General features: G+C 34.5%; 20 protein-coding genes and 1 riboswitch. Of the genes, 4 read left to right on the top strand and 16 right to left on the bottom strand.

Features of this window, described 5'->3' with window-relative positions:
- Positions 1-15: 15 nt before the first annotated feature.
- Positions 16-678, bottom strand: a complete 663-nt coding sequence (prsW, locus tag WCV66_RS13265) for a glutamic-type intramembrane protease PrsW (RefSeq protein WP_338789299.1) — start codon at positions 676-678, stop codon at positions 16-18.
- A 235-nt stretch (positions 679-913) separates the two neighbouring features.
- Here prsW and WCV66_RS13260 point away from each other — a divergent pair, with 235 nt between their 5' ends.
- The gene (locus WCV66_RS13260) at positions 914-1,882 is read left to right on the top strand and encodes an asparaginase (protein ID WP_066329994.1); all 969 of its coding nucleotides are present in this window, start codon (positions 914-916) and stop codon (positions 1,880-1,882) included.
- Between the two features lie 68 nt (positions 1,883-1,950).
- Here the strand turns inward: WCV66_RS13260 and WCV66_RS13255 are convergent, their stop codons facing one another.
- The 10 genes from WCV66_RS13255 to WCV66_RS13210 all read right to left on the bottom strand — a co-directional run bounded on the left by WCV66_RS13255 (position 1,951) and on the right by WCV66_RS13210 (position 11,914).
- Positions 1,951-2,913 (bottom strand): YpdA family putative bacillithiol disulfide reductase, encoded by a 963-nt coding sequence (locus tag WCV66_RS13255; RefSeq protein WP_066329999.1) that lies wholly within the window; start codon positions 2,911-2,913, stop codon positions 1,951-1,953.
- A 203-nt stretch (positions 2,914-3,116) separates the two neighbouring features.
- Positions 3,117-4,388: a Glu/Leu/Phe/Val family dehydrogenase gene (locus tag WCV66_RS13250; RefSeq protein ID WP_066330001.1), complete on the bottom strand. Its 1,272-nt coding sequence runs from the start codon at positions 4,386-4,388 to the stop codon at positions 3,117-3,119.
- Between the two features lie 333 nt (positions 4,389-4,721).
- Positions 4,722-5,327: a genetic competence negative regulator gene (locus WCV66_RS13245; RefSeq protein ID WP_066330003.1), complete on the bottom strand. Its 606-nt coding sequence runs from the start codon at positions 5,325-5,327 to the stop codon at positions 4,722-4,724.
- A gap of 126 nt (positions 5,328-5,453) precedes the next feature.
- Positions 5,454-6,365, bottom strand: coding sequence for a MerR family transcriptional regulator (locus tag WCV66_RS13240; protein ID WP_338789298.1), 912 nt, complete (start codon positions 6,363-6,365; stop codon positions 5,454-5,456).
- Between the two features lie 134 nt (positions 6,366-6,499).
- On the bottom strand, positions 6,500-7,228 hold the full coding sequence (locus WCV66_RS13235) for a metallophosphoesterase (RefSeq protein WP_338789448.1): 729 nt from the start codon (positions 7,226-7,228) through the stop codon (positions 6,500-6,502).
- Positions 7,229-7,503: 275 nt separating this feature from the next.
- On the bottom strand, positions 7,504-7,971 hold the full coding sequence (locus WCV66_RS13230; protein ID WP_185653537.1) for a DUF2663 family protein: 468 nt from the start codon (positions 7,969-7,971) through the stop codon (positions 7,504-7,506).
- A 96-nt stretch (positions 7,972-8,067) separates the two neighbouring features.
- Entirely contained in the window at positions 8,068-8,766 is a 699-nt protein-coding gene (locus WCV66_RS13225) for a LysM peptidoglycan-binding domain-containing protein (protein WP_338789297.1), read from the bottom strand.
- Positions 8,763-9,359, bottom strand: a complete 597-nt coding sequence (locus tag WCV66_RS13220) for a type II CAAX endopeptidase family protein (protein ID WP_338789296.1) — start codon at positions 9,357-9,359, stop codon at positions 8,763-8,765. Before WCV66_RS13220 ends, WCV66_RS13225 begins: the two co-directional genes overlap by 4 nt.
- A gap of 3 nt (positions 9,360-9,362) precedes the next feature.
- The gene (locus WCV66_RS13215) at positions 9,363-10,862 is read right to left on the bottom strand and encodes a RecQ family ATP-dependent DNA helicase (RefSeq protein WP_185653538.1); all 1,500 of its coding nucleotides are present in this window, start codon (positions 10,860-10,862) and stop codon (positions 9,363-9,365) included.
- Entirely contained in the window at positions 10,859-11,914 is a 1,056-nt protein-coding gene (locus tag WCV66_RS13210; protein WP_338789295.1) for a helix-turn-helix domain-containing protein, read from the bottom strand. The genes WCV66_RS13215 and WCV66_RS13210 overlap by 4 nt, the downstream gene beginning before the upstream one ends.
- A 274-nt stretch (positions 11,915-12,188) precedes the next feature.
- Here WCV66_RS13210 and WCV66_RS13205 point away from each other — a divergent pair, with 274 nt between their 5' ends.
- Positions 12,189-12,437 (top strand): ferredoxin, encoded by a 249-nt coding sequence (locus WCV66_RS13205; RefSeq protein ID WP_066330021.1) that lies wholly within the window; start codon positions 12,189-12,191, stop codon positions 12,435-12,437.
- A gap of 38 nt (positions 12,438-12,475) precedes the next feature.
- Here WCV66_RS13205 and WCV66_RS13200 read toward each other — a convergent pair whose 3' ends face one another.
- A complete protein-coding gene (locus WCV66_RS13200) occupies positions 12,476-13,066 on the bottom strand; it encodes an ECF transporter S component (protein ID WP_338789294.1) in 591 nt (196 codons plus the stop codon).
- 163 nt (positions 13,067-13,229) lie between these two features.
- Positions 13,230-13,367: riboswitch (FMN riboswitch) on the bottom strand.
- Between the two features lie 213 nt (positions 13,368-13,580).
- Here WCV66_RS13200 and serA point away from each other — a divergent pair.
- Positions 13,581-15,155 carry a phosphoglycerate dehydrogenase gene (gene serA, locus WCV66_RS13195; RefSeq protein ID WP_338789293.1) on the top strand — a complete coding sequence of 525 codons (1,575 nt, stop codon included), beginning with the start codon at positions 13,581-13,583 and terminating at the stop codon, positions 15,153-15,155.
- A 175-nt stretch (positions 15,156-15,330) separates the two neighbouring features.
- Here the strand turns inward: serA and WCV66_RS13190 are convergent, their stop codons facing one another.
- On the bottom strand, positions 15,331-16,287 hold the full coding sequence (locus WCV66_RS13190; protein ID WP_338789292.1) for a peptidoglycan DD-metalloendopeptidase family protein: 957 nt from the start codon (positions 16,285-16,287) through the stop codon (positions 15,331-15,333).
- Between the two features lie 77 nt (positions 16,288-16,364).
- Here WCV66_RS13190 and WCV66_RS13185 point away from each other — a divergent pair, with 77 nt between their 5' ends.
- Positions 16,365-16,559: a hypothetical protein gene (locus WCV66_RS13185; protein ID WP_338789291.1), complete on the top strand. Its 195-nt coding sequence runs from the start codon at positions 16,365-16,367 to the stop codon at positions 16,557-16,559.
- 126 nt (positions 16,560-16,685) lie between these two features.
- On the opposite strand, the gene WCV66_RS13180 is transcribed toward WCV66_RS13185, so the two are convergent.
- The 3 genes from WCV66_RS13180 to ltrA form a co-directional block, all read right to left on the bottom strand.
- The gene (locus WCV66_RS13180; protein WP_338789290.1) at positions 16,686-17,879 is read right to left on the bottom strand and encodes a hypothetical protein; all 1,194 of its coding nucleotides are present in this window, start codon (positions 17,877-17,879) and stop codon (positions 16,686-16,688) included.
- Positions 17,857-18,405, bottom strand: a complete 549-nt coding sequence (gene sigX, locus WCV66_RS13175) for an RNA polymerase sigma factor SigX (protein ID WP_338789288.1) — start codon at positions 18,403-18,405, stop codon at positions 17,857-17,859. The genes WCV66_RS13180 and sigX overlap by 23 nt, the downstream gene beginning before the upstream one ends.
- Before the next feature lie 303 nt (positions 18,406-18,708).
- Positions 18,709-19,968, bottom strand: coding sequence for a group II intron reverse transcriptase/maturase (ltrA, locus tag WCV66_RS13170; protein ID WP_338786043.1), 1,260 nt, complete (start codon positions 19,966-19,968; stop codon positions 18,709-18,711).
- Positions 19,969-20,349: the final 381 nt, after the last annotated feature.

Below are 20,349 nucleotides of genomic sequence, written 5' to 3'. Positions count from 1 at the left end.
ACAAAAAAAGCTGCACTAGGGCAGCTTAGAATCAATTATCTTCACTCTTGCTTTTTTAGCTTTATGTAACGCGAACCACCATAGAAATAGCATAAACGGAAGCATGATATAGCGCCAATTCATATAGCTTAATAAAATAGAATCATACATAGAATGTAGTAAGATTGGGATTATGCAAGAAAACAAAATCCACTTTTTTCGATTATCACCAATTGAGAATTTACCTTTTCCTAAATAATAACCCATTAAGACACCAAATAAGGCGTGACTTGAAACAGGTAAAATTGCCCGACCAAAGGCGTACTCAACTCCATTCGCAAATAAATAGACGATATTTTCTAATGTAGCAAATCCTAGTGAGACAGATACACCATATACGATCCCATCATAATGTTCATTGAAATGGACGTGCTGATAGATTGTAAAGAACAAGATGAACCATTTAAAAAATTCTTCAAGAAATCCAACTGCAACAAACGTATATAGGATTTTAGATGGAAAAACTGATTCAGTCTCTAAAACATATTGAATAAACATAATTGGAAAAACAAGCAGTGCCCCGAAAATAAACGAACGTAGCACCATATAAATAGGCTCAGATTCGTATTGATCTTTCAAATAAAAATAGCATAATAAAGCAAGACCTGGGGCGATGCCCGCAGAAATAATCGCAATCATTCACAGGCCTCTTTTCTAAATGAAAATCTTTCGATTAAACTAGCATTAATTAACCTTAAATCAAATATATACATATCGAAATGATTTATGTATAAGTAATAATAAATAGGAATAAAAACGAATTTTCTATAGACGATTCACTTTTTTAATCGTATCATGTTATCGTAAAATTGAAAATGTCTAAACGTCATTTAAACAGAACAATTATTCTAGCACATACATGGAGGATTCAACGATGAAAAATATACTATTAATTCATACAGGCGGGACAATTTCTATGAAAGAAGATGAAAAGACTGGTGAAGTAAAGCCTGGTGAAAAAAATCCTCTCGTCGATCATATTAAAGAAGTTCCTGATATTAATATAATATCAACAGAGCTATTCCATTTACCATCACCACATATTACGCCAATTAACATGCTGCAAATTAAAAATTATATTGAAGAAAATAGAAAGAATCATAATCTCGATGGAGTTGTTATTACGCACGGCACAGATACACTAGAAGAAACTGCATTTTTTCTTGATGTGACATTATCATTACCTATTCCAATTGTTTTAACTGGAGCGATGAGATCAAGTAATGAATTAGGATCTGATGGGTTGTACAATCTTTTATCTTCATTAAAGGTTGCAATATCCGAAAACGCTAAGAATATGGGTGTTCTTGTCGTTATGAATGATGAAATACACACAGCAAAAAATGTAACAAAAACACACACTAGCAATGTTGCAACCTTTCAAAGTCCACAATACGGCCCAATTGGAATTGTAAATAAAGGTGGTGTGTTTTTCCACCACAAACCAGTAATCAACAAACCATTACATGTTGCTAATCTTGATAAAAACGTACTTTTACTTAAAGCTTTTGCTGGAATGGATGATTCTCTTTTCCATGCAATTGACCTGTTACAACTTGATGGGCTGGTTATTGAGGCATTAGGACAAGGAAATTTACCACCAATGCTCCTTCCTAGCTTGAAAAATTTATTAAATAAAGGTGTACCAATAGTTCTTGTATCCCGCTGCTTTAATGGTATTGTTCAAGATATTTACGGTTATGAAGGCGGAGGCAGACACCTGAGGGAACTCGGAATGATTTTTAGCAATGGTTTAAATGGTCAAAAGGCTAGACTAAAGCTGATGATCGCATTAGAAACAACAACTGATCGTAAAAAACTAGAAAAGATATTTTCGATATAAATCGTCGGTTAAAATGGTGAATATTGCAAAAGTGAGAGGTGCGCAACATGCATCTCTCACTTTTTCTCTTAGTTTCTTTGTTGAATTGCACTGTAGATAAGTTGACCATGAAAACGTCCATTTTCAATAAATATTTCGTTTGCATTATTTCCTGCTGCAATAACACCCGCAATAAAAATACCTTCAATATTAGTTTCCATCGTTTCAGAATTATAGGTTGGCCTACCAGTCTCTCGATCGATCGATACACCCATTTTTGTTAAAAACTGATGGTCGGGATGATAGCCTGTCATAGCAAAAACAAAATCATTTTTTATTTCTTTTGTTTGTCCATTGACTTGAAATTTTAATGAATGTTCACTTATTTCAGTAACATTCGCTTGAAATTCCATCGTAATCGTACCATTTCGAACAAGTGCTTCGAATTCTGGTAAAATCCACGGCTTAATACTAGGCGAATATTCATTTCCTCGATATAGCACAGTAACCCTTGCACCTGCTTTTACTAGCTCTAAAGCCGCATCAACACTTGAATTTTTCCCACCAATAACAACAACATCTTTATTAAAATAGGGATGTCCTTCTTTAAAATAATGAAATACCTTCGGTAAATCCTCACCAGGGATATTCATATAATTGGGATGGTCATAATAGCCTGTCGCAATTATGATATTTTTTGCTTCATAAACCTCTTTATCGGTATAAACGATAAAGTATTTACCCTTTTTTTCAACACTTTCGACGGTTTCAAACGAATGAATGCGAATCTCTTTTCTACGTACCACTTCCCGATAATAGGCTAATGCCTGGTTTCGAAATGGCTTTCGATTTTCTGTAATAAATGGGACATCTCCTATTTCAAGTTTCTCACTTGAACTAAAAAACGTTTGATGTGTAGGATAATTGTAAATAGCATTTACAATATTTCCTTTTTCAATCACTAGAGGCTTTTTCTCTGTTTGTTCTAAAGCGATCGCAGCAGATAGACCACAAGGGCCCCCACCGACAATTATAGTATCTTCCTTAATCACAATTCCCCACTCCTGTATTATTTATAATTATTTTAATTTTTATATATAATGAAACTCCTTAAGCTAAGAAATTACCTCTAAGTAAAATTTCCGATCCAATCAACAAAGTGCAAAAATCAACAGTGAGCTTAAATAGAGCCTACAAAAAAAATCTCCTATCAAACATGATAGGAGATTTTTCAATCTGTTGCAAATAGAAAACCTTAGATCCAGCCTCTGAATCTAGAAGCCTCTGCCATTTTTCTCACACCGACCATATAGGCAGCTAAGCGCATGTCAACTCTACGATTTTGGCTTGTATCATAAATATTATTAAACGATTTCACCATTACAGTTTCTAGCTTTTCTTCCACTTCTTCTTCAGTCCAATAGTAGCCCTGGTTATTTTGAACCCACTCAAAATAAGAAACTGTTACGCCACCAGCACTTGCTAAAACGTCTGGGACTAAAAGAATACCACGTTCAGAAAGGATTCTAGTCCCTTCCAATGTTGTTGGCCCATTTGCAGCCTCTACAACAATGCTTGCTCTAATATTCCCAGCATTTTCTTCAGTTATCTGATTCTCGATTGCTGCTGGTACAAGAATATCACAATCAAGTTCAAGTAATTCTTTATTTGTAATTGTATCATTAAACAGCTTTGTTACTGTACCAAAGCTATCACGACGATCAAGTAAATAATCAATATCTAAACCATTAGGATCATGTAGTCCACCATAAGCATCAGAAATCCCAACTATTTTCGCTCCAGCATCATGCATGAATTTCGAAAGGAAACTTCCAGCGTTACCAAAGCCTTGTACAACAACTCTCGCACCCTCAAGCTTTATACCCTTCTTCTTTGCTGCTTCACGAATACAGATTGTAACTCCTTTTGCCGTTGCAGATTCACGTCCATGTGAACCACCTAAGACTAAAGGCTTTCCAGTTATAAATCCAGGAGAGTTAAATTCATCAATTCGGCTGTATTCATCCATCATCCAAGCCATAATTTGAGAATTAGTAAAAACATCAGGAGCAGGAATATCTTTAGTCGGACCTACAATCTGACTAATCGCACGAACATAGCCACGACTTAATCTCTCTAGTTCTCTAAACGACATATCTCTTGGATCACAAACAATTCCACCCTTACCGCCACCATATGGAAGATCAACAATTCCACATTTCAAACTCATCCATATGGAAAGAGCTTTCACTTCTTTTTCTGTTACATTTGGATGAAATCTAATTCCACCTTTTGTTGGACCGACTGCATCATTATGTTGTGCACGATAGCCAGTAAAGATTTTGACTGAACCATCATCCATGCGAACGGGAATTTTTACTGTCATCAATCTAATTGGTTCTTTTAATAATTCGTATACTTCTTCAGGATACCCTAGTTTTTCAAGAGCATTATGTATCACCGTTTGTGTGGATTTCAACACATCAAGTTTATCATTTTTAGCACCGGTGTTTTTCTCGGCTACCATTTAAGCTAACCTCCTAAATCTTATCAGTAAATGAAAGAATGTCCACCTTTCAGACATTAGTATACACTTTAAAAATGTTTATGCAAAGAAGAAAAATCATAATTATAAGATTTTCATTTCATTGCGTAAACGATTTCAATATTAACTAGATTTACGTATGTAGATTTTGACCATTTAGTTTATTATAACTAGAATTCAGTAACTTATTATATCTTTTCCACACTACTTTAAAAACGAAAAAAACGACATATTTTTTTTTATATGTCGTTTTTTAATAGTTTGAAATAATTCACTAAGAAGCCTTTATCGACGCAATCCTTAAAGAGGATTTTTTTATTTTTGTTCTTTGCTCTTATTCCAAAAATGATAATAGATTTGTTGGATCGCATTATCTTCCATTATGATTTTACCGTATTCTTTTAATCTATGGACGGTTAAGGTCGAAGGACTTCCATATTCAGCTAATATCGAGACTAAGTCATCAAGTTCAATTTGCTGATCGTCACTTAAGAGTAAGTAATAACGTTCTTGAAAAAATATGATCATACCTTCAAAAACATTTTGCTGATATAGACAATTTGAAAGTTGAATGATATCTTCAAATGATTCATATTCATAGATAACGTCAAAGCTTTCATCTAATTTAACTTGCATTTCTATATAATCATCAGAAAAATCATCATCAATCTCGTCGTTTTCTTGACTATTTGTGACAATAACAACCATCCCTTGAGCATGAAGTGAATACACTTCGACAGCTATAGGTCCATGCGCCTCAAAGCCCAATTCCACGCTTGCTTCATTCATCATATCCCTAAATAATTGATGAACTTTTAAAGAGTCTTTCCAGAGATCTTCTTTCGTTAGTCCTCTGTCTTTCAAATCATCTGTTGTTAAGAAAATTTTTATCTTATCATAGTTCAGTCGCTCTAGCCGCATCCCATACCCTCCTGCCGTCAGAACGCTCTATATACAATCATAATATGATTTTTATATGAGATGGTTCTAATATTTTTTAACAGTTTACACTCTGTACATAATTAAGACAAGTTTAAAATCTTGATTTTAATGCCCTAATTTTTCCTTCAACCATTTTTCCCATTGTTGTTTACTTTGACCTAACAGATGTTTATCATACTGAGCATTCATTGTTTTACTAAAAGCTTTTCCGTATAAACCAATTTGTAATTGCTTATATTTTGAAGAAAGAGTTTCAACAAGATCCAAGGTTTTTTTCGCATTTCCGTCTGAATCACATGATAAAAACAGAAACCTTGGTTTGACTTTTTCTAGGACAATTTCGAAATCATCATCTACAAGACACGCTCCTATGTATATTACTTCAAATCCCATAATCCGCAAAAACACAGTAAAGGTTAGCAATCCTAGTTCATATGATTCTTCTGGACCACAGACAGCAACTACCTTAGGCAACAATCCAATTCCTGGTAGTGTATGCAAAATCATCCCGATGCGCGACCGTAAAAACGAAAAAGCAAATTGTTTTTGAGGAGTTGTTATGTTGCCTTCTCCTATTTGATCGTCAATTTTCACGAGTAATTCCCCTAGCATTTCGATAACAACTTTATCAACAGTATATAGACTAAAAGCCTTATTTAAACGTTCATTAGCTTGGTTTTCATCGAAATTCAGAAGTGATTGAAGGAGCTTGTCCATGAGTTCCACAGATAGATCTGCTTCCTCTACTCTAGTCCCAATCTCAATATCGTGATGTAATGGTGCTAGGCTATTCTCTAACAAATTGACAGCCTGACTTATCGTAAACCCTTTATTCACTTTATCAATTAACCATTTTAACGTACTAATGTGCTCTTCAGTATATAAACGATGACCTGACTCGTTTCGTTTAGGTGCGATCATTTTATAGCGCCGTTCCCATGCTCTTAGAGTACCCGCTTGGATACCGAGTAGAGTAGTAACAGCTTTTATATTATACTTGCCTTCTTGCTTAGACATAGTAAATCCCCCAAAAAGTGAAAACCCTTATAAAATTATATCGAATCCTTTACCACCTGTAAAATTAAGTCAAGCTATTGAATAGACCATGCTGTATGTAAGCATGGTCTATTCTATCATATCAATAAATTGTCCTATTCATTATGTAAACTAGTATGCTTTAATTGAATAAAATGTGCTTCAGCAGGAGCACCTAGTCTAAGTGGAATCCCTGATGTTCCGTATCCATTACTAATTAAAAGTGAAGCCTTTTTTAGATTGTGAAGTTTCCCCTTTTCATATAATCCTAAACCAAATATACGGATTTGACCACCATGTGTATGCCCACTTAAGATTAATGATATGCTGTCTGCTTTCTTTACCTTGTGATAAATATCTGGGTTATGACTAATTAATAGTCTAAAGTCATCTTCAGGTAAATGATCCAATGTTATATCAAGTCTATCTCTGTCCTCACTCATATCCTCTACTCCTAACAAAATCAGTTTTTCACCAGTGTTTGAAGTTATGGTGGCAGACGAATTATTTAGTATCGTAACACCATGTTTTGTTAAAAGGTATTCAAGCTTGTCTTTTCCTACTTCATAATCGTTATTGCCAAATACAAAATAAATTGGCGCAATCTTTTTTAATACATTTAAATTTTTCTCAACTTTCTGAAAAGGTACACCTGCTTCAGTTAAATCTCCACCTATCACAACAAGATTAATTGAATCCGGAACCATTTCTAACAATTTTTTAGAAATGGTTCTTCTATGAATATCAGAAATAAAGAATATCCTGAATGTGTCGAAACTTTTTGGGAATTCATCAAATAAAAGCGTATGTTTTGTTAAACGATTTTCCTTCGCTTTGAACAGCATGATTATAATTAATGCAAAAAGTATGAAACAAAAGACAAAAATGATTTTTATTAGCAAGGAAAACACCTCAGCATTCTGTATACAATAAAAGAGATAAATATTAATCATTGAATGATTGTAAAGATGGATTATAACATAAAATAACAGTGAACGAAAAAACCCTTCCATTCTACTTTATGAAAAGAAGGGGTAGGCTTATGAGTTGTAAAATCTGACTGTCTATCTGTCTATGAAGGTTATTTTTCTAACTTTTTTCTAGATACTTTTGAGCCATTTCATTTACTTTCATGAAACAAATTTATATCAAATTCATTCTTCATCATTGAAAAAACTTCATGGCGTTTTTCCCATTGTATAGGTTGTGGCCATAATTCTGTGCTTTTTCTTATTACTTCACATCTTAGATTATGATATTCCGTTTCAGCTTTTTCTTCTTTCTTTTTATAAAACTGCGCTGTTGCATACCCACCCACGATTAGTAAGACAACCAATATGTGATAAGTACCATCAAACAATGTATGAAATATCACCTCCAGTTGACCACCTGTAGGTTTGATAATAAATGCATATAAGTAGACAATAAATCCCATTAATAAGATAAAGGTGATGAATTGTGCCTGAAAGCATTTATTTTTATATGTTTCAAGCTTTTTTTTGCGCTCAACTAGATGATGAAGCATTTTCTTTGTTGGTTCGTCAGTATGACCATTCAGCAGTTGAATCCTCGTTTCTATATTAACCACTTCCTCTCATACAACGGTTCTTATTGTTACTACATTGTATGAAGTCGTCCACATATATATGAATAGGTTCCTTTTAAAAAAACTAACAAAGAATAGCTATTTTATAGGTATTTTCAAAATTTGCCCCTCATAAATATTATTTGCCTCTATCCCATTATATTGACGAATAATCTCTTCTCCTGAACGACTCTTATAATACTTAATCGCAATTTTAAAAAGAGTCTCATCGGCAGCAACTTTGTGTGTTTTTATTTCAGCATAGTCGGTCTCATCAGATTGAACGGTATCTGAATCATTTGTAGGTTTTTCCGTAGCACTATCTGTATTATCTTGATTTTTCTGGTTTGCGTAATCCTTTTCAGTTGAATCGGCCTCGGTAGCGCTAGTTGTTCCACTATCATTATCATTTAATTCATTTCCATCTACAGGCTCAGCTTCTACTTCCTCCTCAGATGAATCGCTATCCAATTCTATACCCACGCTATCCTGTTCCTCTTCTGATTCTTCTTCTCTAGCAATATAAACCGTTTCGTTCCCTGAGGAATTTTTGCTAGTTACAGACTGATCTCCATTGCTACCGAAGTATAAATAAATTGGTAGTGCGATTAAAACCAAAATGAAAAACACGGTTAGAATACTTATTAATGGATATTTCATTTTTGGATTTTTCTTTTTTTGCTTATCTTTATGAACTTCACCACGTGGTGGATAATCTCCATGTATTTCTTTATAATCATCAATCATTTTTTCACGTAAATATTCCGCTTGGTCAGGGCGTTTATCATATTCACTCATTTGTTTCTTTCACCCCTTTTGATAAATTGCAACCTAATTTGAATTGCAAACACTAAATCAATTAAAAAATGAGCAATAATTGTTGTATATAAAGTTTCAGTCATTTCATATACAATACCTAACAGAAAACTAATTGTAACGACCATTGTAAATAAGAGCCATTTTGACAAATAACGAAAATGCAAAATAGCAAATATTAGACTTGCAGTCCATATTCCAAAATGTGTTTGTAACACACCACGAAATAAGATTTCCTCAGAAATCGCAATTAACGCAGTCAAAACTAATATATGTGGAATAGATCTTTTTTCGAAAATTTTTTCATTAATACCACCATCATCAGTTAAACGAGATGGCGCTACTTTCATTATTATAAAATCTACAATGATAACAATTAATGCTAAACCTATGCCATATATGACAAATAAATAATTTTTGATTACCCACAAATCAAGAAATTGCTCAATCTGATCAAATAAAAAGAACCCTAATGCAATAGCAATGAAAAGTAGTAAAAATTGTGTAAAGTATAAATTTTGAACAATTTGTTTATCTGTTAGTTGTTTAATTAGTTCATTTTGCTTTTTCAACAAAAATTAATCACTCGCCTTACGAAAAATCATCTTTAATTCTTCTTCCCATTCCACTTCTAATACTTGATCTATACTCTCATCATTACCCTCATAGATCGTATAGTCAACTCCACAGCTGTCACAACAATTCCGGATATCAGGATTAGTATATTCCTCATTGAAATAAGCTAATAGCTTTTTCCTTCTACATCCCTCAGTTGAAAGCCAATTTGTCATCTTACGTAATTTCTCCTGTTTAATCATAATCCTGTTTTCAATCTCAGACCAAATGTGAGAAATAAGACTCTCCGGCTTGAGTTTCAGATTATTTAAACCCATTAAGTGATTTTCTATATATCGCCATTGAATTTCTGTTAATCCACACTGTTCATTTATCTTTTCGAAAGAGACTGGTTCATTATTATTTGCCTGCAAAAAATAAATCGTTCGATAAAGTTTATCATAAGTCGGAAATTCGGATTCCACCAATGATTTAGGTACTTCATAATCAGCATCTGTTAACATCGTAATTGCAAGACTTGGGGACCTATCTCTACCAGCTCTTCCAATCTCCTGCATATAAGATTCTAATTGAGCGGGGAAATGAAAATGAATAACATACCGGATATTTTGCTTATTAATTCCCATTCCAAATGCATTTGTACAGCATACAACTTTTAGTTGATCATACAAAAATTGCTGCTGAATGAGAATTCGCTGCTCTTGATCCATTCCACCATGATAATAACCAATACCATTTGCACCTGATTCAATAAGAATTTGGGCGAGTCGTTCTGCCCACAATCTACTTGAACAATAAATGACCCCAGGACCTTTTAATGAACGAACTAAATGAAGGATTCGAGTTATTTTTTCATCAATTGTTTTATGTTTTTCTACTGTTAACGCAATATTTGGACGATCAATTGAATAGATGAAAGCTTTATTTCCTGAACGAAATTGAAGAATTTTTTGGATGTCCTCCAGTACCTCACTTGTTCCTGTTGCTGTTAAAGCTAAGCAAGGAGGCTGCCCCAGTTTTTTTCTAATCTCCCCTAATTTAGAATAGTCTGGCCTGAAATCATGCCCCCACTGTGAGATACAATGGGCTTCATCTACAACGAACAATGAGATTTTCGCTTTCATTAATGCATTTTGTACATATTCATATTGAAGGATTTCTGGAGAAGCATAAATATATCGATATTTGTTAATAGATTGTAAATACATCTTCCTTTTATTAAAGGGAATCGTGCTATTTAATGCAATGACGCTCTTCTCGCCTCTTAGTTTAATTTGCTCAACTTGGTCCTCCATTAAAGATAACAAAGGTGAAACAATTAAAATTGGGCCATTTAACAGGTATCCAGGAAGCTGGTAACATAGTGACTTGCCTCCTCCAGTAGGAAGCATCGCTACAACATCCTTCCCATTTAAGACCGCTTCAATTATTTCCTTTTGCCCTGTTCGAAAATGTTCAAGATGAAAGTAAGATTTCAACACAATACCTAATTGCTGGTTCATTCGTTCCTCCCATTCATTGCAAAGACTAGTCTTATTTGAAAGTAACTGAATTGATGATTTAAATATTCTTTTACTTTTTTCAACTGATGTGTTTTAAGGACCTCAATTGCAGCAGTAATTCGTTTGATATCCTCTTTCGATAAATAAGGATCTGGGGTATAAGTATTATCATGTAGCGTGATTTCTACGATATGATCCTCTATCGTGCTCTCCTTTAGCCTACGAATAACTGCAATTTCCGATAGACTGATTCCTTGTAACATATAGGAGCGTGTTATTGCAGTTGAAGCAGTAAGCGTATTTTTTTGTTGCTTATCTTTAATGATCTCCTTTAATACTAAATGTTTATGGCCATATACTTGTTGCTGCTGAATAATCGAATGAACGATATTCCAAAATTGCAAGTAAATATATATAGGGTCATCTTTATGCTTTAACGCTATTTGCTCAAATGTTAGTCCTACTCTTTGACTTGAGGTTAGTCTTTGAATAAAAATTGTTGCTTCTTTGTTCGATTGTAAAAGAAGCAGTTGTTTTAATTCTTCGTACAATAAGTTTATAAGATCCGATTTTGAATTTTCTCTTAAAAATTTTTTAACCCATTGCAGATCCTCTTGATTTTTAGTTAATGGCAAGTAATGATTTCTTTCATACACACTATTAGATAAAACCTGTACAAGTAAAGAAAGTCTTCTCCAAAAAACCCGAGCAATATCCCCATATTCCCAACCATTTAAAGCAGATGGAATTGGCTTAACTTTTTGATTTTCAACCAAAATGAAATGACCTTTTTCAGTTAATGCATAATGCTGGCTTGTTAATAATTCAATTAGTCCAGCTTTCCATATTTGTTCACATGCATCATTTAACTGTTGCCGTGAAAGCCTAGGAAAAAGACTGAACATATGTGATAGGTTAAAAAGTTTGCCATCTTGAATTGTTTGTGAAGATTTTTTCCCATTAAGCAAATGATATATAGCGGAGAGAGATCTTTCTCCATTAAAATGTTTAACACAATTTAGCAGTACAAATTGAAAATAACCTTGTTTCATTATATCACCCTACAATGTTTGACAATATTCGAGCTACACTGTTTATTTTAACAAATTTTTGGACATTCGTTTACAAAATAAGCATATTTTATTGACTACTTTAGTTGTGAAAAGGATTATCAATAGAGTTTTTTATTGAAATGTCCAAAAAACAGATTTACAATACTAATTAGGAACATGATTAGCTGTTGATATAAGTGAAAAAGAATTTCTCAACTTTTAAGTTCTACCATATGATGATATGGTATTAATTATTTCAGGAGGTTTGTTTTAAATGGCAAAATATACTATCGTAGACAAAGACACTTGCATCGCATGTGGTGCTTGTGGCGCTGCAGCACCAGACATTTATGATTATGACGATGAAGGTATCGCATTTGTTACCTTAGACGATAACCAAGGTATTGTCGAAGTTCCAGAGGTACTTGAAGAGGATATGATGGATGCTTTTGAAGGCTGCCCAACCGATTCTATCAAGATCGCTGACGAAAAATTCGATGGTGACGCGTTAAAATTTGAATAGTAAATTAAAACCCTCTGCTAAGTTGCAGAGGGTTTTAGTTATACTTGCTTATAATTTATTATTAATTGGTTTGTTAACCAAGTTCTCATTTTCGACATTATAGCGATTATCAGCAGAGTGACTATTAATCCTTTTATAAGGTTGAATGGTAAAATTGCCGCAACAACTAGCTGTCTTGTCGCTTCTGAAGTCATCGCAGGCATATTTAAAAATAAAGTATATGCAGGCATGATGACAAAATAATTTAATATGCTCATAATAACCGTCATTAACAATGTACCAATTGCAAGCCCAACGAGTAGACCTTTCAGATTTTTAAATCGTCTAAACAGATACGCTGACGGTAAAATAAATAATGAGCCAGCCATAAAGTTTGATATTTCACCTACAGGAACACCTGTCGCACTTCCCTGAATGAGATAGTGAAGAATATTTTTTATGGCTTCTACCATTAGTCCTGCTGCTGGTCCAAAAACAATCGCTGCAATTAATGCAGGTACATCACTAAAATCAATCTGTAAAAAGCTTGGAAAACCCGGAAATGGGAAATCAAGCATCATGAGCAAGTATGCTATACTGCTTAGCATTCCTACTGTTACATGTTTTCTAACTTTACTTTGTTGCATCATTTTTCTCTCCTTTTCTGATCGCACTTGAAAAAGAGAAAGTTCTTAGACTACATAAAACAAGCCCCTGTATTATCATTGTCTTATAAAGAACAACAATAACATCAGGGGCAATTTCACAAGTCTAAATAAACGTTTAAAAAACATAAATTTTAAACGTTTGAACCTCCATCTTCTCTCATCCAGACTATACTGTCGGTTCTGGATTCACACCAGATCCTGCCCAATAATAAAGGCTCGCGGACTTTGAAAAATTATTTCCATCACCGCCGGTCGGGAATCTCACCCTGCCCCGAAGATTGATCATTTTATTTAGTTTTTAACTCTTTAGTAGTATATAACTTTAACCGAATTTTGTATAGAAATAAGTATTCTCTACTCTAGAACTCGGAGATAAGATACCACTAAGGATAAAAAATACGCTTTCGTACTTTAGTGCTTTAACGGATTTTTGACAAAATTGCCTTAATATGTTAAATTATCAGATATTTAAACTGTACTTTGGGGGGATTTTAATATGATCCATGTTCTAGTTTCAGACTCAATGAGTAGCGAAGGTTTACAACCATTATTAGATGCAGCACATATTAATGTAGTGCAAAAAAAGGTTGAAGAGGTTGATCATGAGCTCCACTTGTTTGATGCATTACTAGTTAGAAGTGCCACCAAGGTTACTGAAGAATTGTTTGAAAAGATGACAAATCTTAAAATTGTAGGTCGTGCTGGTGTTGGTGTTGATAACATCGATATTGAAGCAGCAACAAAACATGGTGTTGTTGTTATTAATGCACCAAATGGAAATACAATTTCAACAGCAGAGCACACTTTTGCGATGATGGCATCATTATTACGTCATATCCCTCAAGCAAATGTTACAGTTAAATCAAATGAATGGAATCGTTCTGCTTTTGTTGGTACAGAATTATACAGTAAGTCTTTAGGTATTATCGGGTTCGGAAGAATTGGTGGAGAAATAGCGAAGCGTGCTCGTGTATTTGGAATGAATATTCTCGTTTTCGATCCATTCCTTACGAAAGATCGGGCAGAAAAAATTGGTGTTAGTAACTGTACATTAGATGAGCTTTTAACAAATGCTGATATTATCACAGTCCATACACCACTTATAAAAGAAACACGAGGTATTCTCAACAAAGAAACAATTGCAAAAACAAAAAAAGGTGTATATTTATTGAACTGTGCTCGTGGTGGAATCATCGATGAGGCAGGATTGATACATCATCTAGAAAACGGTCATGTAGCTGGAGCTGCCTTGGACGTATTCGAAGTAGAGCCTCCAGTTAATAATAAGCTTCTTAAATTTGACAATGTTATCGTAACACCACACTTAGGTGCATCAACAAAAGAAGCTCAATTAAATGTTGCAGCCCAAGTAACTCAAGAGATATTAAATTTCTTAGATGGTAAACCAGTTACATCATCTATAAATTTACCAACTCTTACAAAAGAGCTTTTCGATAAAATTCAACCTTTTTATCACCTTGCTAAAAAGATGGGTAATATTGTTTCACAATGCATGAAGGTACCAGTACAAGAAGTTGCGATTCAATATGAAGGATCTGTAGCTGAACTTGAAACTTCATTCATTACGAAAGCTTTATTATCAGGATTTTTAGGTGCTAGGGTTGATATAACTGTAAATGAAGTTAATGCAGGTATGATTGCTAAAGAAAGAGGCATTTCGTTTAGTGAGAAAATCACCTCAAATAACTCAGGTTACGAAAATTTATTAGAAGTAAAAGTATTTGGAGACAATCAAAACTTTGTTCTAAGAGGTACTCATGTTCCACACTATGGGGAACGAATTGTCGGTATAAATGACTTTAATATTGATTTCTATCCAACAGGACATTTATTGTACATTCAACACCAAGATAAACCAGGTGTAATTGGACGCGTTGGTAAAGTGTTAGGTGATCATGAGGTTAACATTGCTACTATGCAGGTTGGTCGTAAAGAAAAAGGTGGCGAAGCAATCATGATGTTAGCTTTTGACCGACCTTTAGATGATACATTAACTAGTCAATTAGCAGCCTATGATGACATAGTTTCTGTAAAATCAATTGATTTGTAATAAGGATGTTTTGATGGCTGAATACAATAAAGTGGTTCGGTTCAGCCACTTTTATAATTATTCTCTTGTAATGTGGATGTCGATGCGACGTTATCCACATTACAAGAAATTCATGCTAAACATTAAGAAAACTGGAAGGTTTACATTTAGGATTTGTAAAAGTCAGTTTTTTTTATCATTCGTTTTTACTTATTAATAAAACTTGTTGAGGATGAAGGAGTTCATTGCTTAATCGATTTGCCTTTTTTATGGCTTCAGGATCCATACTGAACTCTTTGGCAATTGACTGAAGCGTGTCACCAGCTTTCACAACATAGCTTTTTTCATTGTTCAAATAGACTTTAAGCTCTTGTCCCGGGTAAATAACATCAGATTCTAACGTATTCCATTCCAGCAGTGATTTAATCGTTACCTTATAGTTTTGTGACAATCCCCATAGGGTGTCACCCTCTCTGACTGTTATCACCTTTTTTTGCTGATTTTTTTCTTGTTGTTCATTTAAAGACTTATCAATAGAAGTTGAATGAACCTTTGTTTGAACTGACTTCTGTTTTACTTCAGTCGAATCTTGAACTTTTTGGATTGACTCTTGATCAATGGTTTTGTGATCGTGTTCTGCATGAACAGTTGAATTTGACAAATCGAATACAAACAGAGGATCTAATGCATGTGATTTATCATAAGTCCATTCTCCTTCATGCAATTCAAAATGTAAATGTGTTCCTGTCGATACACCAGTATTACCGATAATGCCTAGAGTTTGCCCTCTTTTAACCATATCTCCTTCTTCAACCATTCTCGTACTTAAATGAGCATAAACAGTTTCGTAGCCTTCTGGATGTTCAACAAATACTACATGTCCATATGTATTGGAGTAATACGATTTTGTTACTTCACCATCAGATACTGAGACAATTTTTTCACCTTCAGGAGCAGCAATGTCAATTCCTTTATGGTTACCATTTCTCGTGCCAAATGTATCCGTAATTTCCCCTTCAACAGGTTGCACCCAGTTATCATCTAACTCATCTATGTATGATTGGGCATTCACTGGCTTACTTCCCATAAAGATCATTCCAATAAAAAGTCCAATCATGGTCATCACTATAATATGTCTTACTTTTACTAGCATTTTTCTCCCCCTACATTTTTTTGGATTTTTCGTAACGCTCCGTTTTAAATCCATCGACTAAATAAAATGGTTATTAAGTGAATTTACGAAGGATTTACAATACTTCACCAGCATGTACGAAAAACGCACTTAGTATGCTCAGGCTTGATGTGAAAGTTTCAAATGATAATATCCTATCCACTTTAATGATTGATCATTCGACACAAATAGCAAGTCTCATTTTGCTACACGGACATTGTATGTATGCTCGTCTAGAAACAGAACAACTGTAGTATATTGCATTTATTTCCTTAATATACATAAGTTGAACTTTTACTGTAAATAACCCGTATAATCGCTCAGAACTAAAGATAATTGCTTGTTAAAACAAAAAGAGACCCTAAAAAATGAGTCTCTAACTAATTACCTTCAATTGGATTTGGGGAATAAGGCACTTCTATTGGCTTAGTAACATCCATGACACCGACCTTATCAATATTGATCCCATTAAACTGAACAGTTTTATAACCAAATTCTTTAGCTGTTAATAAAATAGATTCAAACATAATTATCGTTGGTTCACTGTTTTCAAATTCAACACCTTGATTAAATTCGATTTCTAACATGTCACCATATTCATTTACCTTAATCGTTGTAATGTTATTCATTATTGTAGGTTTTAAACTACGCTCTTCTAGCCCTTTCTTCATCGCTTCGAAAGCACTATCAACTGAGTCATATGGATCTGGCGATGGGACAAGAAGCTTTAGAGTATCCTCGTCAAATTGATATAGGAAATATGCCTTTTTCGTTTCTTTCTTTACAACTAAATCTTTCTTATGACCTGTTTGACCGAATTCAATTCCTTCTTTTTCATTTGTATAAAGTTTTGCATTTTTATAATCTAGCCATCTAAAAGTTTCTATAATGGCATTTTGATATAACATATCATGACTAGATGATTTTACATTTGGTTCCCCATTATATTCAATGTTAATTTCCTCGGGATTATCTGTTTCCAATATATCTGTTTTACTTAATTCATACGAAATCGGACCAAGTTCATCTATATAAGTTTCTGGATTTACCTCTTCAATTTGTTCCAACTTTTCCTTCTTCTCATTCGCCTCTAAACTTATAGGTATAATATTTTGTGCTTGTGGATCAGTAAAACCAACTGTAATGATCTCTTCTGCATCATGTTCACTGGCCACAAATGTTTCCTTTTTATCCCTTTTTAAATGAGTATTAGCTAGTGTATTTTGCTCTTGATTACTTCCTTGTTTTGAATTTGCCTCAGCCATTTTATTATCGTTAGCAGAATCATTATCAATTGTTGCTGTTTCCTCTGATATTTTCGCTGTTGACATATCCATTGAACTTTCTTTATTTGTTGTGAAATTTTGAAAAATAAATGGAGAGATTAAAGCGAATATCAAAAGCGCTGCAACAGTAGCAACAGCAGGAGTAATCCAACTTCGTGACTTTTTATTAATCTGCCGTTTATATTGAATGCTTTGAAAGATGTCTTTAGCAGTTTGTTTATCTTTAACAGAGGGCAACTGCTTCAAAAGCTGTTCGAGTTGTTCTTCACTCCACTCTTGTCTTTTCAATAGAAAACCCCTCCTTTTCAGATATGCTTATCATTTGCTTTTGCAACTGTTTTATAGCACGATGTTGCGTTGTTTTTACTTTACTTACCGTCCAACCAAGAGCTTCCGCTGTTTCTGAAATGGATAGTTCTTGTAGATAACGTAAAATAAGTACAGAACGTTGGTCAATCGAGCATACGTCAAGTGCTTTGTATAACCATTTAACCTGTTCATTTTCCAAGGCAACCTCATCAGGTAACACTTGATCATCCTTTATCTGCTGTTTATCCCAATCAAATTTTTCTAAAATCCGCATGCGAATTGTTTTTTGTTTGCGAAACCAATCGATGGCAACATGTCTAGCAATTGAAAATAGCCATGTTTTTTCACTACTTCTTCCTTGGAATGTATCGTAAGCCTTTAAAACTCGAATATACACCTCTTGCACAAGGTCTTCAGCCTGTTCACGGTTTTTCACCATATAGAATAAAAACTGAAAAAGATCATGATGATATTTTTCATATATTCTCTGAAAGGTATCCTCCATGAATGCCCCTCCATTCTTTTATTTAGTCGTAAATAAATAGGAAAAGTTGCATAGATGTAATATGAAATGTATTTGAAACATTTATGTAATATTCGACATCAACTATATTTAACTTTAGCACACAAACTTGTAATCTCTAAGGTTATTTAAAAAAATTCACAAAAGATTTGGCTTTTGTTACTTCTTATCACTATATAAACCTAAAACAGAGTATTATATGTAAAAACAATCGAGTAGGAGGGGGTGACTAACCCCCGACCTCTCACACCACCGTACGTACCGTTCGGTATACGGCGGTTCAAATTAAGTGTGACGTAAAGTTTCGTATCGTTCAGATAGACTTTTGAGACCCTCTTTTCTCCAGAAAGAGTTATTGAGGGCACGGTGAAGGATTGGACTACTGGTTATTCGCCAGTAGCCCTTTCTGCTATTTCCCCATTCATATGCTTTGTGTTTATCAATTCCTAGTCCTATAAGTTTCCTTATCCTTGTTTTAGGAAGTTTCCACTGTTTCCAGTAACACAATCTCAGTCTTCTTCGAATCCAACTTTCCAAACCTTTAAAGATACTTGGAGTATCTGCCAATGCGTAATACCCACACCAACCCACTAAATACTGATTTAATTTCTTTATTCTTACATCCATTGGTATCGGTGATTTTCTTGACGTTATTTCCCTAACCTTCTGTTTAAATCTCTTGATGCTTTGTTTGGATATACGTATTTTCGGCTCTTTTCTGTTAGTAAAACTAAAGCCTAAGAATTTTCGGTTCCATGGTCGTTCTACGGCTGATTTCTCACGATTTACCTTTAAACTAAGCTTCTTTTCAATGAAAGACGTTACACCCGCCATTGTTCGTAAGCCAGCTTTCTTAGATTTCACGTAAATATTACAATCATCCGCATACCTCACGAATTTATGCCCTCTATTCTCTAATACTTTATCTAACAAATCTAGGATGATATTTGAAAGTAGTGGACTTAGCGGACCTCCTTGTGGAGTTCCCTCTGTATTTTGTGAGACCACGCCACCCATCATAATCCCGACATTGAGATATTTTCGAACAAGATTTAGTAGAACTTTATCGTCAATACGCTTTGACAGTAGCCCCATGAGTTTGTCATGGTTCACTTTATCGAAGAATTTCTCTAAGTCTATGTCGACTACCCACCTATAACCATCTTCGATGTATCCTTTCGCTTTCCGTACAGCGTCATGCCCTCGTCTTTGTGGACGAAACCCATAACTGTTTTCAGAAAATGTTGGGTCATAAATTGGGGTTAATGTTTGAGTAATCGCTTGTTGAATGAAACGGTCTATCACGGTTGGGATTCCTAGTAATCTAACTCCGCCGTTTGGTTTCGGGATTTCGACACGACGAACGGGTTGAGGTTCATAGGTTCCCTGTTGGAGAGACTTTCTCAATTCGTCCCAGTGCTCGACAATATACGAACGCAGGTTTTGGGTCGACATCTTGTCTACACCGTGACTACCTCCGTTACGTTCCACTCGTTTAAGAGCGTTCAGTAAGTTTTCTCGTGATAGAATTCGTTCCATTAACATTAAGATATATCCTCTCTACGTGAATGAGATGTTCTATTTGTGCCATTAGTAGCTCCACCCTCTTGAAGTCCCCTGTGTATTCACCACTTCTTCCTTCAAGTAAGTCTCGTAAGAGATTGTCTGTTTCTACACTACTTATGAACGCCTAGTTCTCATCCTTCCTAACTTGTTCAGTCCTTCCCTTTCATTCTCGAGTTTGAAAGGTACTATGACCTCTGCTGACTTCTGACTGTTCAGCTATCTATCACTAGATAGGTTGCCAAGAGTGCTTGGCTTATCAGTCAGACCTCCCCAGGTAAGAGTACAGTCTTTCACTCCATCTATCTGCTTCATTTACTCTATACCACCTTCGGCAGAAAGGACTTTGTTTTGTTAAGCAAA

It is taken from the genome of Metabacillus rhizosphaerae (assembly GCF_037201795.1).
Classification (GTDB): domain Bacteria; phylum Bacillota; class Bacilli; order Bacillales; family Bacillaceae; genus Metabacillus; species Metabacillus rhizosphaerae.
This window is presented reverse-complemented; position numbering and strand designations above follow the sequence as displayed.